11 protein-coding genes are annotated in these 17,762 nt (G+C 41.1%); 6 read left to right on the forward strand and 5 right to left on the reverse strand.

Features of this window, described 5'->3' with window-relative positions; all coding sequences use genetic code 11:
• Nucleotides 1–73 precede the first annotated feature (73 nt).
• From uvrB to DWW10_RS13845, 3 genes are all read left to right on the forward strand, one after another.
• Nucleotides 74–2,122 (forward strand): excinuclease ABC subunit UvrB, encoded by a 2,049-nt coding sequence (uvrB, locus tag DWW10_RS13830; protein ID WP_118421641.1) that lies wholly within the window; start codon nucleotides 74–76, stop codon nucleotides 2,120–2,122.
• Nucleotides 2,123–2,553: 431 nt separating this feature from the next.
• A complete protein-coding gene (locus DWW10_RS13840; RefSeq protein ID WP_022393821.1) occupies nucleotides 2,554–5,775 on the forward strand; it encodes a UvrD-helicase domain-containing protein in 3,222 nt (1,073 codons plus the stop codon).
• A 13-nt stretch (nucleotides 5,776–5,788) separates the two neighbouring features.
• Complete coding sequence (locus DWW10_RS13845; RefSeq protein WP_022393820.1) at nucleotides 5,789–8,686, forward strand: PD-(D/E)XK nuclease family protein; 2,898 nt, start codon at nucleotides 5,789–5,791, stop codon at nucleotides 8,684–8,686.
• Between the two features lie 53 nt (nucleotides 8,687–8,739).
• On the opposite strand, the gene DWW10_RS13850 is transcribed toward DWW10_RS13845, so the two are convergent.
• The 5 genes from DWW10_RS13850 to DWW10_RS13870 form a co-directional block, all read right to left on the reverse strand.
• The gene (locus DWW10_RS13850) at nucleotides 8,740–9,867 is read right to left on the reverse strand and encodes an ATP-binding response regulator (RefSeq protein WP_022393819.1); all 1,128 of its coding nucleotides are present in this window, start codon (nucleotides 9,865–9,867) and stop codon (nucleotides 8,740–8,742) included.
• A 30-nt stretch (nucleotides 9,868–9,897) separates the two neighbouring features.
• On the reverse strand, nucleotides 9,898–10,842 hold the full coding sequence (locus DWW10_RS13855) for a UDP-glucuronic acid decarboxylase family protein (protein WP_022393818.1): 945 nt from the start codon (nucleotides 10,840–10,842) through the stop codon (nucleotides 9,898–9,900).
• Between the two features lie 163 nt (nucleotides 10,843–11,005).
• On the reverse strand, nucleotides 11,006–11,539 hold the full coding sequence (locus tag DWW10_RS13860) for an IbrB-like domain-containing protein (RefSeq protein ID WP_007213864.1): 534 nt from the start codon (nucleotides 11,537–11,539) through the stop codon (nucleotides 11,006–11,008).
• Nucleotides 11,536–12,828: a DUF3440 domain-containing protein gene (locus tag DWW10_RS13865; RefSeq protein WP_118421640.1), complete on the reverse strand. Its 1,293-nt coding sequence runs from the start codon at nucleotides 12,826–12,828 to the stop codon at nucleotides 11,536–11,538. Before DWW10_RS13865 ends, DWW10_RS13860 begins: the two co-directional genes overlap by 4 nt.
• Before the next feature lie 2 nt (nucleotides 12,829–12,830).
• Entirely contained in the window at nucleotides 12,831–13,226 is a 396-nt protein-coding gene (locus DWW10_RS13870; RefSeq protein ID WP_115501857.1) for a hypothetical protein, read from the reverse strand.
• A 965-nt stretch (nucleotides 13,227–14,191) separates the two neighbouring features.
• On the opposite strand from DWW10_RS13870, the gene DWW10_RS13875 reads away from it, so the two are divergent.
• Genes DWW10_RS13875 through DWW10_RS13885 form a run of 3 tightly spaced genes read left to right on the forward strand, consistent with a single transcriptional unit; the run spans nucleotide 14,192 to nucleotide 17,758 of the window.
• Complete coding sequence (locus DWW10_RS13875) at nucleotides 14,192–15,397, forward strand: hypothetical protein (protein ID WP_118421639.1); 1,206 nt, start codon at nucleotides 14,192–14,194, stop codon at nucleotides 15,395–15,397.
• Between the two features lie 27 nt (nucleotides 15,398–15,424).
• On the forward strand, nucleotides 15,425–16,297 hold the full coding sequence (locus DWW10_RS13880) for a FimB/Mfa2 family fimbrial subunit (RefSeq protein WP_118421638.1): 873 nt from the start codon (nucleotides 15,425–15,427) through the stop codon (nucleotides 16,295–16,297).
• Nucleotides 16,298–16,309: 12 nt separating this feature from the next.
• A complete protein-coding gene (locus DWW10_RS13885; RefSeq protein ID WP_118421637.1) occupies nucleotides 16,310–17,758 on the forward strand; it encodes a DUF4906 domain-containing protein in 1,449 nt (482 codons plus the stop codon).
• Nucleotides 17,759–17,762: the final 4 nt, after the last annotated feature.

Here is a 17,762-nt window from a genome sequence, read left to right on the forward strand (position 1 = left end):
TCCTGCAAAGGAATAAAAAAATTTTGTTTATCTCAAGTATTTTCCCGAATATTGCCGTCCATAAGGAGAGAAAATGAATAAATTTGAATTAACATCCGCCTATAAGCCAACCGGAGATCAGCCGGAAGCTATTGCAGAGCTCACTGAGGGCGTACTTCAGGGAGTTCCCGCACAAACATTACTTGGTGTCACCGGTTCGGGAAAGACGTTCACCATAGCCAATGTGATTGCCAATATCAATAAACCAACGTTAATATTGAGCCATAACAAGACATTGGCAGCGCAGCTTTACAGTGAGTTTAAAGCTTTCTTCCCCAATAATGCTGTAGAGTATTACGTTTCTTATTATGATTATTACCAACCCGAAGCTTATCTGCCATCTTCGGATACTTATATAGAAAAAGACCTTGCCATCAATGATGAGATAGACAAACTGCGGCTTGCAGCCACCTCTTCCCTACTTTCAGGTCGGAAAGATGTGGTGGTAGTGTCTTCTGTATCTTGTATATACGGTATGGGAAATCCGTCGGATTTCTATGAGAATGTGATAGAAGTACAACAAGGAAAGGCATTCAGCCGGAATGTTTTCCTGCGTCGCCTGGTAGACAGCCTCTATGTACGCAATGATATTGATCTGAACCGCGGTAACTTCCGTGTGAAGGGAGATACGGTAGACATCTATCTGGCTTATGCAGATAATCTGCTGCGCATTATTTTCTGGGGAGATGAAGTAGACAGTATCGAAGAAGTCGATCCGATAAGCGGTGTGACCATCGCTCGTTTCGATGCATACAAAATATATCCAGCCAACCTCTTCATGACCTCCAAAGAGGCCACCCTGCGGGCTATCCATGAGATAGAAGATGATCTGCATAAACAAGTGCGATGGTTTGAAAGTGAAGGACGCCCCTTTGAAGCAAAGCGCCTCCAGGAACGGGTAACATATGATATGGAAATGATACGCGAATTAGGTCATTGCTCTGGTATTGAAAACTATTCGCGCTACTTTGACGGTCGTAGTGCCGGTAGTCGCCCCTATTGTTTATTGGATTTCTTCCCGGAAGACTTTCTGATCGTTATAGATGAAAGTCATGTGAGCGTCCCTCAAATACGTGCCATGTATGGTGGTGACCGTGCCCGTAAAATCAACCTTGTAGAATATGGTTTCCGCCTTCCGGCTGCCATGGACAATCGTCCGTTGAAATTTGAAGAGTTTGAGGAGATGGCAAAACAAGTAATTTATGTAAGTGCCACACCTGCCAATTATGAATTGATTCAGTCGGAAGGTGTTGTTGTGGAACAAGTTATTCGCCCTACCGGCTTGCTCGATCCGATTATTGAAGTACGTCCCAGTCACAATCAAATAGACGACCTCATGGAGGAAATCCAGATTCGTATCGAAAAGAACGAACGTACGCTGGTTACTACGCTTACCAAACGCATGGCAGAAGAGTTGACGGAATTCCTGCTGAATAACAATGTGAAGTGTAACTACATCCATAGCGATGTAGACACATTGGAACGCGTGAAGATTATGAGTGATCTGCGTGAAGGATTATACGATGTACTTATCGGGGTCAATCTGTTGCGTGAGGGATTAGACCTGCCGGAAGTCTCACTCGTGGCAATTCTTGATGCAGACAAAGAAGGCTTCCTACGCTCACACCGCTCACTGACGCAGACTGCCGGACGTGCCGCCCGAAATGTAAATGGTATGGTTATCATGTATGCCGACCGTATCACAGAAAGCATGCAATTGACGATTGACGAAACCAACCGCCGCCGTGAAAAGCAGCTAAAGTATAATGAGGAACATGGTATCACTCCCCAACAAATCAAAAAGGCGAAGAACCTCAATGTATTTGCATCCAATACTGCACTGGAAAATGGCTTTACCGAAAAAGGAACAACTACTCCCCGTCCCTACGTCGAGCAAGAGAATTCCGCCAGTATTGCTGCCGATCCTATTGTGCAATACATGTCTCGCCCACAACTGGAAAAGAGTATCGAACGTACCAGAAAACTCATGCAGGAGGCTGCCAAGAAGCTCGACTTCATCGAAGCAGCACAATATCGTGACGAATTACTGAAAATGGAAGATCTGTTGAAAGAGAAAGCATAGCATATCAGTGTTGCTTTCTCTCTTCCTGCTTATCCGAACCGTGTCAGGTCCGTATTTACTCCGTATCTATACGCTTGGACTTGGTACGGACTTGGTACGGCGTTGATACGGAGTTGGTAGGTAGAAGATGAAAGGAAGCGTTCTTTTTCTTAAAATAAATAGAATTAGAAGCTATTTTGGCTAATAAGTGTTATTAAACATACTTTTTCTTTTGGATAATTTGCAAGTATTCCAAAAGTCCGTATCTTTGCACTGTGTTTTTCATAGTATTAGATTTAAGGTTAACAAAGGTTGGAGTACAGCGGTACTCCTTTTTTTATGTCCATACCCCTCGTTTGAATCAAAATTAACAGATAGAATTGCCATAGACATACCCTCTAATTCATGCTTTTTGCGTATGTTTGTACCAAAGTTCAATCTCGTAAGTTTACATGGAATTATTAGTATATAAAGCCTCAGCCGGTTCTGGAAAGACATTTACCCTCGCTGTAGAGTACATCAAACACTTGATACTCAACCCAAGGGCTTATCGGCAAATTCTTGCCGTAACCTTCACCAATAAAGCTACGGCAGAGATGAAAGAGCGCATCCTGCAACAACTCTACGGAATTTGGGTAAGCGATCCGGCATCCGAACCCTACCTGAACCGTATCCGAGAAGACTTACAACGGAAGAGCCTGTCTGAAGACGATATCCGCCTGGCAGCCGGAACCGCTTTACAGTACATGTTGCACGATTACAGTCGTTTCCGGGTGGAAACCATCGACTCTTTTTTCCAATCTGTGATGCGTAATTTGGCACGCGAACTGGAACTAAGCCCGAACCTCAATATCGAACTGAATAATACCGAAGTTCTGAGTGATGCAGTGGACAGTCTGATAGAGAAACTAACTCCATCCTCTCCCGTATTGGCCTGGCTACTGGACTATATCAACGAGCGTATTGCCGATGATAAACGCTGGAATGTATCCAATGAAATCAAACGCTTTGGCTGGAATATCTTCGATGAAGGTTATATAGAACAAGGTGAAGGACTCCGCCAACAACTGAAAGATCCCAATACTATCAAGCTATACCGCAACGAACTGAGGGAAATGGAAACGGAAGCCCTGGAACAAATGAAAGGTTTCTACGACCAATTCATTGGCGAACTGGAAGCACATGCCCTCACACCGGAAGATCTGAAAGGTGGGGCACGAGGTATAGGCAGCTATTTTCGCAAACTGCGGGATGGGCGTTTATCAGATAAAGATACAGTAAATGCCACACTGAAGAACAGTCTGGATGATGCCAAAAACTGGGCTACCAAAACATCTGCACAGAAAAACGAAATTATTCGGCTGGCCGAAACAAGCTTACTCCCGTTATTACAGGATGCTGAAACTTTCAGACCAAGAAACAATAAGATCGTAAATAGTTGCCGACTGTCCCTGCAACACTTGAATAAATTACAGTTACTTGCCCATATCGACGAAGAAGTGCGTGAACTGAACCGGGAACATAACCGCTTCCTATTATCAGATACGAATGCACTGCTCCATAATCTGGTACGGGATGGGGATTCTTCCTTCGTATTCGAAAAAATCGGTGCCAATATACGAAACGTAATGATCGATGAATTTCAGGACACCAGCCGGATGCAATGGGATAATTTCAAGATTCTGCTACTTGAAGGTCTTTCACAAGGAGCGGACAGTTTGATCGTAGGAGATGTGAAACAATCTATCTATCGCTGGCGAAACGGCGACTGGGGAATATTGAACACGCTGGGTACAAAAGATTCTTCTTTCCCTTTTCCGGTACGTGTAGAAACACTTAAGACCAACCGTCGAAGTGAAACGAATGTCATCCGCTTCAATAATAACTTATTTACCGCAGCCGTGGAATATCTAAATATGCTCCACCTGAAAGAGCTGCAAGAAGACTGTCATCCCCTGCAACGGGCTTATGCAGATGTTGCCCAGGAATCGCCACGAACGGAAGCTAAAGGATACATCAAAGCAACCTTTCTGGAACCGGACGAAGAACATGACTATACAGAACTCACCATTATCTCGTTAGGAGAAGAAGTGCAACGGTTACTGGAAGCAGGCGTGAAGCTAAACGATATCACCATTCTGGTACGCAAAAATAAAAATATCCCTCCCATTGCTGACTATTTTGACAAGACCATGCACCTGCCTGTCGTCTCGGACGAGGCATTCCGACTGGATGCTTCACAGGCCATCTGTATGTTGATAGATGCCTTACGCTACTTATCCAATCCGGAAGACAAGGTGGCATGCGCATCGCTCATGATGAACTATGAATTAGGAATCAAAAAACAGGGAGGCAACTGGGACAGCTTACTGACCGCGAAACCTGAAGAAGCACTGCCCGTAGCATTCGTTACAGGTATGGAAACTCTCCGATTAATGCCACTTTACGAATTGTTGGAAGAATTATTCAGCCTGTTTGATATGAAACGGATTGAAGAGCAGGATGCTTACCTTTTTTCCTTCTTCGATGCTGTCACTGAATACCTTCAAAATAATTCTTCGGACCTGGACGCATTTATCCGCTACTGGAACGAGACATTATGTAATAAGACTATCCCCAGTGGAGAAATGGACGGCATCCGTATCCTTTCCATTCATAAATCAAAAGGACTGGAATTTCATACCGTTCTCATTCCTTTCTGTGACTGGAAACTCGAGAATGAAACTAATAATCAATTGATATGGTGTTCACCTACGGAAGCACCATTCAGTACACTCGACATCGTTCCGGTAAATTATTCCTCTACCATGGCGGAATCTGTGTATCGGCAAAATTATCTGGATGAACGCCTGCAACTCTGGGTGGATAACCTGAACCTACTTTATGTAGCTTTCACCCGTGCCGGAAAGAATCTAATTTTCTGGTGCAAGAAAGGGCAAAAAGGTACCATGTCGGAATTATTGGCAAATGCTCTGCCACAAGTAGCCACCCGGGAAGGTGATGAAAACTGGGATGAAGAAGAACCTTTTGAAAATGGAGAACTCTGTCCATCAAAGCACACAGGAACAGATGAACACCTACCCGACGCCCCTAAGGTTTCTGCCAATCGCCTTGCACAAAAGCCTGACAAACTCCCGGTACACATGGAAAGCATGAGGCATGATATAGAATTCCGACAGTCGAACCGTTCTGCGGACTTTATCCAGGGAGTTGATGAAGAAGAATCCGACAATCGCTTCATAAACCGGGGACGACTTTTACATACCCTTTTCTCAGCCATTGAAACAGAGGAAGATATTGATAATGCTATTGACCAACTTGTCTTTGAAGGTATTATCGGAAAACCCGAAACGGAAGAGAAAATCCGGGAACTGACCCATCATGCATTCTCGCTTCCCCAAGTTCAAGACTGGTATTCGGGAAGCTGGCACCTGTTCAATGAATGTGATATCATCTGGCAGGAAAGAGGTGAACTACGTACCCGCCGACCCGACCGTGTAATGATGCGCGGCAATGAGATTGTCGTTATAGATTTCAAATTCGGAAAACAAAATAAAAAGTATAATAAGCAAGTGCAAGGGTATATGCAATTGCTCACTCGCATGGGGTATCTGAAAGAAAACATAGAAGGATACCTTTGGTATGTGGAAGAAGATTTAATAGAAAAAGTATAGATACAACGGTAGTATGCAAACATTTCTCCAATTAGTAGCCCAAGACCTTTACCAAAAGATAGGAAACGATCTTTCAAGAGTAGCCATCGTTTTCCCCAATAAACGTGCCAGCCTGTTCTTTAACGAATATCTGGCAATGCAAAGCGACCGCCCCATATGGTCGCCTGCCTATGTCAGTATCAGTGAACTGTTCCGGCAACTCTCCCCGTGGAAATCCGGAGACCCTATCCGGTTGGTATGCGAACTCTATAAAGTCTTCCGTGAAGAAACCCGCAGCGAAGAAACACTCGATGACTTCTACTTCTGGGGAGAATTACTTACCAGTGATTTCGACGATGTGGACAAGAATCTTGTAGATGCTGACCGGTTATTCTCTAACCTGCAGGATTTGAAAAATATAATGGACGATTACGACTTCCTTGACTCCGAGCAGGAAGAAGCCATTCGTCAGTTTTTCCAAAATTTCTCTATCGAACGCCGGACACAGCTTAAGGAGAAATTCATTTCTTTATGGGATAAATTAGGCGATATCTATCACCATTACCGCCACAATCTTGCAGAACTCGGCATTGCTTACGAAGGCATGATGTATCGCTATGTAATGGAGGAATTACAGCCGGATAAACTAAAGTATGAGCATTACGTTTTTGTTGGTTTCAACGTACTAAACAAAGTGGAAACCAAGTTCTTTGAACGCTTGCGCGAGGCCGGAAAAGCATTGTTTTATTGGGATTATGATGTCTTCTACACCCGCCTGCCCCGTGAAAATACACCTCCCTACACACACGAGGCGGGAGAATTCATTCTTCGTAATCTGAAAATATTCCCCAACGAATTGCCGGAATCAGTTTTTGACACATTGCGGAAACCTAAAAATGTACGTTTCATCTCTGCTCCGACTGAGAATGCACAAGCACGCTATCTACCGGAATGGATACGTTCCGTAACGAAAAAAGGCCTACCGGAGACTCCTGTGAAAGAGAAAGAAAATGCAGTAGTTCTTTGTAACGAAGCACTTCTGCTACCTGTACTTCACTCCATTCCATCTGAAGTAAAGAATGTAAATATAACCATGGGATTTCCTTTAGCACAAACACCCGTATACAGTTTCGTCAGTGCACTCATCGAATTGCAGACTACAGGTTATCGCAGAGATACGGGACGCTATCAATACGAAGCTGTACAGTCTGTACTAAAGCATCCCTATACACGTCAGCTCTCCACTTCTGCAGAAGGTTTAGAGAAACAATTAACGAGAGACAACCGATTCTTCCCTTTACCTTCCGAACTAAAGCAAGATACTTTTTTGGAACAAGTATTCACTCCTAAAACAGGTATTTCAGCCCTTTGTCAATACCTCACGGAGATGTTACGCGAAGTTGCTGTCCTCTATCAGCAAGAACAAGAAACAGATGATATCTTCAACCAACTTTACCGGGAGTCTCTATTTAAAAGTTATACTCTCATCAACCGTCTGCTGAACCTGATTGACAATGGAGAATTGAACATACAAATTGAAACATTGAGACGTCTGCTCTGCCGATTACTTGCCACTTCAAACATTCCTTTCCATGGCGAGCCTGCTATTGGTATGCAGGTGATGGGAGTATTGGAAACACGTAATCTCGACTTTCGTAATCTTATTATGCTTTCGCTCAACGAAGGGCAACTACCCAAAGCAGGTGGTGATTCTTCCTTTATTCCATACAATCTGAGGAAAGCTTTCGGCATGACTACTATCGAACATAAGAATGCCGTATATGCGTATTACTTCTACCGCCTGATACAACGTGCCGAAAATGTCACCTTATTATATAATACTGCTTCGGAAGGATTGAATCGCAGAGAAATGTCTCGTTTCATGTTGCAATTCCTTGTTGAATCTCCACATACCATTTCACGAGAATACCTTGAAGCCGGACAGTCTCCTCAAAGTGGTAGAGAAATTAGCGTTGAGAAAACACCGGAAATCATAACAAGAATGTACGAAAGGTATGATGTGAACCGCCATCCGCGATCCTTATTTTCACCTTCAGCACTTAATACTTACCTGGATTGCAGATTGAAATTCTATTACCGCTATGTAGCCGGTTTAAAGGCTCCCGATGAGGTAAGCGCTGAAATAGACTCTGCTCTGTTTGGTACAATCTTCCACCGTGCAGCCGAATTAGTCTATAAAGATTTGACTGCAAACGGAAAAGAAATTCGAAAAGATGATTTGGAGCAAGTATTGAGCAATGATATAAAATTGCAGAACTATGTAGATACCGCTTTCAAAGAGGAGTTCTTCCACGTAGCCCTCACCGAAAAGCCGGAGTATAACGGTACGCAGCTTATCAATGCAAAAGTAATCACATCATATCTCCGCCAACTGCTGCGCAACGATCTGCAATATGCACCTTTCTTTATGGAAGGTATGGAAAAGAAGGTAACGGAAATTATAGAAATCGAAACTCCGCAAGGAAAGTTAGCATTGAACATCGGTGGTACCATTGACCGTATAGATAGCAAAGATGACACTTTGCGTATAGTAGACTATAAAACCGGAGGTAGCCCAAAGACACCCGAAAACATCAAGCAGCTATTCACACCTGCCGACGGACGTCCGAATTACATTTTCCAGACTTTCTTGTATGCTTCTATTATGTGCCGCAAGCAGTCATTGAAAGTAGCCCCTTCCCTACTTTATATTCATCGCGCAGCGTCAGAGACGTATTCCCCTGTTATTGAAATGGGAGAAGCACGCCAACCCAAGATACCGGTCAATAACTTTGCTTTCTATGAAGATGAATTTCGTGAACGTCTGCAAACTCTTTTGCAAGAAATATACAATCCGGAAGAAGCTTTCACCCAAACTGAAGATACCAAGAAATGTGAGTTCTGTGATTTCAGAGAGCTATGCAGGCGATAAAAAAACAGACCGTCTGTTTGCATGAAACAGACGGTCTGTCTTTAATACAATATTTACTTTTTCAACGGGAGTGAGAAGCTGAATATAGAACCTTCGCCTTTTTTGGAAGTAAACCACAGCTTACCACCATTCTTCACTACAAAGTCCTGACACAAGAGTAATCCCAAACCGGAACCTTCTTCATTGTTTGTACCGAAGGTACTGAAGTGTGTATCTGTATGCAGCAGTTTCTTTTGTCCTTCTTCGTCAATACCACAACCGTGATCTTGCACACTGACTACTGCCATACCATCTTTTTCCTCCAGTTTTACCAACACTTCAGAATTTTCGTTGCTGAACTTAATAGCATTGCTTATCAAGTTGCGTACCACGGTTTTCAGCATATCTATATCTGCAGATACAGCCAGTTTCTCCGGTTTCTCTTCACGGATGGTAATCTTCTTCAGACCAGCTACCATATTAAAGATATCTATCACTCCATCCACAACTTCTACCACATCAATATCCTGATATACTACATTCAACTTACCAATCTGGCTCTTCGTCCACTTCAGCAAGTTATCCAGCAATGAGAATACATCTTCTGTCGTCTGGTTTGCCATTGTCAACAGCTCATACATCTCATCACCGATCTTCTCAGCCGGCAGATTCAGTATCAGCATGTTCAGCACCATCTTGATAGAACCCATAGGAGAACGCAAATCATGAGCAATCACCGAATAAAGTTTATCACGTCCGGCAATGGTACGTTGCAGCTCTTCGGTCTTATTTAAAATAATGCGTTTGGCGGCTACCAGCGAAATCTGGTGGGTTACACGAATAATCAGCTCTTCCTTATTGAAAGGTTTGGAGATAAAGTCATTCGCTCCCACCTGGAAACCTTTTACAATGTCCGTCGTGCTGTTTAGCGCAGTCAGGAAGATGATAGGAATATCTGCGGTCTTAGGGTTTGCTTTCAAATGCTGTGCCACCTCAAAACCACTCATGTCCGGCATCATCACGTCCAGCAACACCAAATCCGGGTTTTCCTTATCTACCTGCTCCAATGCTTGCCGACCGTTACTTGCCGTAGCGATAGCAAATTTTTCATTTGTTAAGAGTACTTTCAACAACAAAACGTTGGACATCACATCGTCAACGATGAGAATCTTGTACTCAGAAGGATTTATTTCCATATTCATCTTATACTATATTGTTTTCCCGTTTATCTATTAATTTCTATAACGATATTCCTTAAAATATTCCACTATCTTCTGCAAGCCATCTCCCAATTCAATTGTTGGCTGCCAATTCAGTTTCTCTTTTGCCAGCGTAATATCAGGTTGGCGCTGTTTCGGATCATCATGCGGAAGCGGCTTAAATACCAACTTCGATTTAGATCCTGTCAGTTGAATGACTTTCTCTGCCAGTTCAAGAATGGAAAATTCATTCGGATTTCCAAGGTTTACCGGGCCAATAAATTCATCCTCTGTATTCATCATTCGCACCATTCCTTCTATCAGGTCATCAATATACTGAAAGCTTCGAGTCTGATCCCCTGTCCCATAGATTGTTATATCATGGTTTTGCAGTGCCTGAACAACAAAATTAGAGACTACTCTACCATCATTCGGCAACATCCGTGGGCCATACGTGTTAAAGATACGAATTATTTTAATACGAATATTGTTTTGACGATGATAATCCATAAACAAAGTCTCAGAACAACGTTTTCCTTCATCATAACAAGATCTGATGCCAATCGGATTCACATTTCCCCAATAACTTTCTACCTGAGGATGTACTACCGGATCACCATATACTTCACTTGTCGAAGCTTGTAAAATCTTAGCATTTGTCTTCTTCGCCAATCCCAACATATTAATAGCTCCCAGTACGGAAGTCTTAATCGTTTTGATCGCATCATATTGGTAATGTATCGGTGATGCCGGACAAGCCAAGTTATAAATCTCATCAAGGCCTTCAATGAGATAGGGAAATTCTACATCATGATTCACAAATTCAAAATGAGAATTGTTCTTCAGATGCTCTATATTCGTTTCTGCACCGGTAAATAAGTTATCCAGGCATATGACATGATGCCCTTCATTTATTAACCTTGTGCATAAGTGCGACCCTATAAACCCAGCACCTCCGCTAACCAATATTTTTTTCATGTAAGAATTTTATAATGCCCGAAGACACATGTAACCTGTTCGTTTGTTTATGTTGGCAAAAGTAGGAGATTTGGTTAACTTATGCAAGTTTGTAACAGGATATTTCACTTGTTAAGGATAACAAAAGAACATAATAGAAACAAAAATGCCCATTTTAAGCATTTTATTCTTCGGGAACCGGTGTTTCAACCGGGTTCGGAATACTAAAACTCTTGTCCGAAAACAAATCCGCCAAACCGGAAATCTGCTTCAAACGGAGTAATTCATCCCGATCCATGCCAATATTTTTCATAATCCATTGATCGGACATGCCTGCTTTATCCAACTCAGCCACAATGTGGCACATCAACTCTATATTATGTGAGCCACGCGCACGATTATGCCGAATGGTAGACGCCATGCGGTTAGAAAGCTCTTTATCAATCACTACTACAGGCAGCAAGCCATTTTCCCGTTGATAAATACGTTTAGAACTTCTCAATACGCTATAACGATGATATCCATCAACCAATATATAACGGTCAGTTTCATTATCGTAGTAACATACACAAGGCATCGTAAAACCATCTTCCCAAATAGAAAGTTCCAATAGTTTCATTTCAGGAGGCGCCACGATGTTGGGATTATAATCATTCGCCACTATTTTTTCCAAAGGTACAGCTTTCACAGCATATACCGGACTTTGATCTACACTCATAACATCATATTTTTGAATTGTTCCATTATTTTATCTCGTTTGTATGCTTCTTCTTTGTTTAAGGCAAATCCCATATACTTGCAGGCATGATCGTTTTTCAGGATACAGACACACATTCTCTTATAAGTGGGAATCTCACGAAACTCAGAAATTTCAATATCGTCCAGATAGTCCATCTTCACAGGTTTCTTATGTGTCTTGTAATTAGTAGTATTCACTACTTCCAGCGACACACCGGCATCCCTGAGCTTTTGAATGGTCTCTTCACTAAGGCATCCGCCTTTCGTACGCCAGAATTCAATACTAACGGTCAATTTCTTCAAGTAATTACGCCGGGTACTCTCAGGCAATGTAGAAAGCAGGAACTGCATAAATTCTTTCCAGGTATACCCCTTCGGCAAGCGAACGGTTTGCCATCCCATAGCATGTGTTCCGCCATAAATTCCAGTAAAGTTCACCCCGTTCACACGCCCCACCATCTTACCCCAGGTAGCAGGATCAATCACTTTATAAAGCCGGAGACTTTCCTGAGCTTCACATAGAAATGGACTTGCTACACGTTGACGTTCAATGTTAACGCCAGCTTTATAATATAAATCATATAAATGATTATAATCCCATCCGAATTTTCCATTAGCTACCCAGATATCCGTCGTTTTCCAATCGAATATAGGATATGCATTGAAAATATCGTTTCCTATCTTAGAAGTCCAACGATAGTTGTGATACATTTGATATTTCCGCGCAAGATGAATACTGCGCCAGCGATTGAAGCTCTCCTGTGTACGAATACCGATTAGAAAACAAGAACGAACCGCATCTCTTTTTTCATGCAACCACTTGGCAAAGTGCATTTGGAATTCATAGTCCCACATTGCATCGGTATAAAAGGGAAAGCTCTTTACGTCCATACTTCCCTTTGGCATCTGCCGCACCCATATTTCTTCCATCTCCGGATCCCAGGGACGCCAGTAATTCTGATACATAGATGTACAAGTGGTGACTTTAAAAGGCACACATACCCTGTAGACTTCCAGAATATCCTTGTTTGCTTCCAGAATACGGTCTACATAATCAATTGTCATGCTATATTGGATTTCATAATCCATATGGTAAACACAAAGTTTCCGCTTGAGATTATTGCGCCGGATATAGTCGATACACAAGTTCAGTAATACACCACTGTCTTTCCCTCCGGAAAAGGACACGCAGATGTTATCGAACTCCTTAAATATAATATGTAGCCGTTCTTGTGCTAATTCATATACATTCTTTTGAGCCTCCCCCATTTTTAATTCTCCTTATTCATTTTCACATAGCGCTTCCACTCTTTCTCTACTGAAAAGCCTAATTCCTTAAATATGTCCTGATGCTCTACAAATGTAACTGAACTCAATTGTTTATCTTCATCCATTTTGGCTATGATCTTTTCCAAAAGAGCTTTTAATACTTCTGCATTATTATTCCTTATATAATAGTTATTAATAACTGCTTCCCGCTTTTTATACTCCAGCGGTATAAAACCTACAACTTCTTTTCCATCCACTGCAACAAACCACACAAAACTTTCCGACGTACGGAAAGGATAATTATAGTTCTGTTTTAAGACTTCCGGATTCATTACTAAAGGAGCTACAAGTTGATACAACCGTTTCTCCGTACCTTGTAATTCTATTATTTGTGTCATAGCTATCTGTTATTTATTATGGTTTGAGTTTAATTCCCACATAAAATAGTGCAGACAAAATTAAATAAAAAAAGAATAGAGACAATAAAGAATCAGGAAAATTAATAAAATTATATTTATTAAACACTTAATCTTAAACTACAGTATATTTCCATAAAATTACTTATTGGACTACGTATCAAGGTAGTTCCCACAAATTGACGCACTGTTGGGCACTGCAATACGTCAACAAAAGAAAATTAATAAAATATCCAATCTGTCCAAACTTTACCGAACAGTCCTTATTTAGTAAATACATTTCTCAACATTAAGCAAATTGGGCTTTAAAAACAATACTTCTATTTCGAAAAACTAATATTTCATTTAAAACGGTACGGTCATGAACTACGACAAGGACAGAATAATATCACATATTATTTACAAATAACATATGGTTAAAGAAAAGTAGTATATTGAACCTAATTCAGTCGTATAGTGAATGCCATTCAGTCGTATACTGAATAGGGCTCTGTCGTATACTGAATAGGGTCTGTCATATCAGACTAATAATCAAGGAGTTACAAAACGCCCTATTACAGTCAATAAATATCAACAAATTATCAAAATATCATTGTGCTTATGGGGCGGTAATCAGGTAAAGTGATTAAAGTTGCTTTCATCTCCCGATTCACAAACTTTTCAAGCAACACTTATTTTATGATATTACAGTATTAGGCAGGCATAATATTTACTTGCCGCAATATCTTCAAAAGAAGATTAACTCATCTGGCACAGTTAACAAAAGTTGTAACGAATACAATATTGGATAAAATTCATAAAAAGATCCCTTTTTTGATTATTTCCAGTAGAAAATAGTAACTGCATTCAAAACTTTCCTATGCAACCATTGTTGTAATGATCCCAACTAGACGTACGTAAACAAACAAAGCATTGGGAATATTTATAAACAGTTATTATTTAAAGACATGAAAATTAAACAGTTATTATTGGCAGGAGTAGCAAGTATGCTATTATTCTCTTGCAGTGACAAAGAAGATGATATCGCCATTTCACAGAATGAAATAAAATCCCTTTCAGTATCACTTGGTGGAATAGAAACAAGAGCTTCTTCTCCATCAGATATCATCATAGCAAATGCACCAAATGTAAACAGTGTATTAATCAATCTGACTGACGCCAGTGGTAAGATCATTACTTCCAAGTCAGTTACTAAAGATGCAGTTCTCAACTCAGACTGGAATAAACTGACTGATCCGGCTAAAGGATTGAAGTTTATCAATATCCCCCAGTCAGTCTCTAAAGTGTATGTTTACGGAAATCCGGGAAATGCCGTAAATAACAATGTGATAAATACCAAACTGGCAGATCAGCAAGGTAGTGGAGTACTATATTATGGTATGGACGATGATTTGACACCGATTCAAAATGAACCAATCGATCCTACTCCAACCGCAGGAAAGACCTATACTGCACAAATTACGATAGCCCCTATTGTTGCCCGCCTGCAAATCACAAAGATTTCATTTAAGAATGCCGGCAGTTTCGATTTTACCCGAAACATTGATGGAACAGACAAAAAAGCAACGATCACCTGGACAGGTTTCTCAGGAAATGTAAAAGGTATATATATGAATAACTTCTACAACACCTATAACCTTCCGGGAACAATGGATAATCTGCTCTTGAATTCTACGTTTGAGAAACACATCCAAAATGGAATGTGGACCTTCGACACCAATCCTATTATAGATGCAGCATCATTCGCCAGTTACAATATTTATAATGCAGACGGTACTTATGGTAATTTACCATTAGATCTGGCAGGCAAATGTTATGGTTTTAATTTCTTCCCGGGTACAGCTATGCCACAGCTTCATATAGATCTTTCTGATTTAAATATCACCGATTTTAAATCAAGCGATACTGAAGTGTTTAACCCCGGATTAGCAAGCAGCGTCCGCTTTGCCAACCTGACAAAGTACTATAAAGAGGTAAATACGGAAATGACTGCCGCAGATTTTAAATCCGGAACAATTTACAACATGGAAATCGAGCTTATACCAATGCTGGATAATGATTTAGGTAATATACAGTATAATGTGTTGGTACATGTTACAATCGCCCCGTGGAATGAGCAAACAATTACTCCGGGATTCGATCTGGAACAATAAGCCTCATCATCAATCTGAATAAAGAACATGAGAAAGGACATAATTCTATACATCTTGTTACTGGCAACAGTAACAGGATGCATAAAAGAAGATCTGGACGATTGTGAGACAACTCTATACTTCAGCTACCTGGGTGATGGTATAAAGGAAATCTTTCCGCAAAAAATAGATAAGGTAGATATGTATGTATACAATCAGGATAATGTGTGCATACAAAAAGCAGTACTTAACAAAAACGAACTGAACCGCCAACGCGGCACTACCTTAAACTTGCCAAGTGGGCAATATCACATAGTATGTTGGGGAAATTCACTCAACGACACGAGAATAAATGATGGTTCCACCCTACAAAACAGTATAGTCGGGGCACCTCATTATTTCACAAAAGAATTGATATCAACCAATGACAGTCTGTATTTTGGAGAAAGAGAAATAACAATCGCCAATGAAGGATATAAAACTGATACTGTTTTCTTCGGTAGTGCACATATAAAGATGCAGATAGAACTGGAAGGATTAGAAGTCAGTAATACCCGTGAGACGACTCTACCCATCAGAATGGAAATGGGTAACCTAAGTTCAACAGTGGATTTCACCAAAACGTTTTCCAACGAACATATCTCTTATTTCCCGTTGATTAACTTCGATTCAAACACACAAAAGTTTGGAGCTAAGTTCAACGTACTACGATTTAATAATGATAATGAAGTATTTCTCCGATTGAAAGATAACCAAACCGATAAGGAACTATACACCATGCAATTGAAGGACTTCATGAAAGACAATAATATTACTGTAGATGGTATCAATGAAGCTACAGTGGGTATCCGCATCCGCTTCAATGGAACCTCCATCACAGTAAAACCCTGGGACGAAGAAGTGATCAGACCGGGGCTATAATCCCCTATATATATGAAGCTAAAAACAAAATACCGGATATGCTTGCAGCTGTTTGTAATGACATTCTTGCTGTATTCATGCAGTGAAAACGAGACCTCATTACCCGATACAGGCAACGATCAAGCCCGACTAAGTTTCCTGATCAAAACAACTTCAGCAAACGCAGCCTTGATTAATGGAGACGAAGGTAGTTTTTCAAGTCTGGCTCTTTATATATTCAATAAAGCAGACGAGCGCCGTGAATATTCGGAATTGATTCCGGAATTTACTCCGCAAAAGCTACAAGAGTTTTCACGTTCTACGAATGTATCCCCACAAACGAAGGTAATTTACGCAATTGCTAATTACAATGATCCGGACAAAACATTTTCGACTCCTATCACCACTGAACTTACGTTGCAGCAAATAGAGGGCCTGACTGTATCCGGTACTATTTTTGCTGATAACAATCTTCTGATGGTTGGGAAAAAGGAAATTGCAATCAATAGTGAATATGTTGTTGCTGAAGTTCCTATGGAGCGGCTTGCAGCACGAGTAGATATCTATATGTTTAAGAACCGGGAGTTAGAGAAGACAGACGTAGCGGTCACCTCCATCGATTTTATAAACCAAGTACTCAATACCAATTGCAGTTTGGAGTCAACAACTACGCCAACACCTGCAAATTTGCGGAATAGCTCTCAGGAATTTCTTGGAGGGACACCTCTACAGCTCATGCCATCCGATTTATCAGGCATAGTACCGGCAAATGCACATGCTTCATTCTATACCTATCGGAATATGGTTCCCGGTGGTATACCAGATGCTAACACTCCTTACCTCCGTATAAAGGCAATTTTTGATGGAACAAGTTACACTTACAAAGGGTATTTAACCGACAATGGGCAGACAAACCATAAATACAGCTTGCTACATAATACGGTCTACCGTGTCATAGCCATGCTCGACCATCCGGATAACCAGTTAATAGTAAAAACAACTCCTTATCCATGGGATATCACCTATTCTGAAATCGGACAAGCAGTTACAGATGATGATTATCAGCTTCAACCCTATAATGGCAATGATACCGGAGCCACAACCGGCATCGTACAATTTCCATATATATCAAATGGAGAAGCTCATAATGAGACCTCTTATGCCAACTACAGTTTTAGCTTGACAGCCCCTGCAGGCGCTATGTGGACAGCCACTTTAAGCAATGGACTTGATTTTACGTTCAGTACCAACGACGCCATAAACGGAGTTCAGGCAGTATCCCAAGGTATATCCCGTAGTGAAGCTTATACTATAAAAATAGGAGCCACCAAACGATGGGCCGGAAATCCCAAAAGTACTTACTTCTATATAACTGTAGGAGGTGTCAAACTCAAAATTAATCCGAAGCAAAGCAACGGTACCCGCCAGTTTCCGGGCGACAGTGATACGGATATCTTAATCAGTCAAACCGAATATAAATAAGATG

It is taken from the genome of Bacteroides intestinalis (assembly GCF_003464595.1).
Lineage (GTDB): Bacteria > Bacteroidota > Bacteroidia > Bacteroidales > Bacteroidaceae > Bacteroides > Bacteroides intestinalis_A.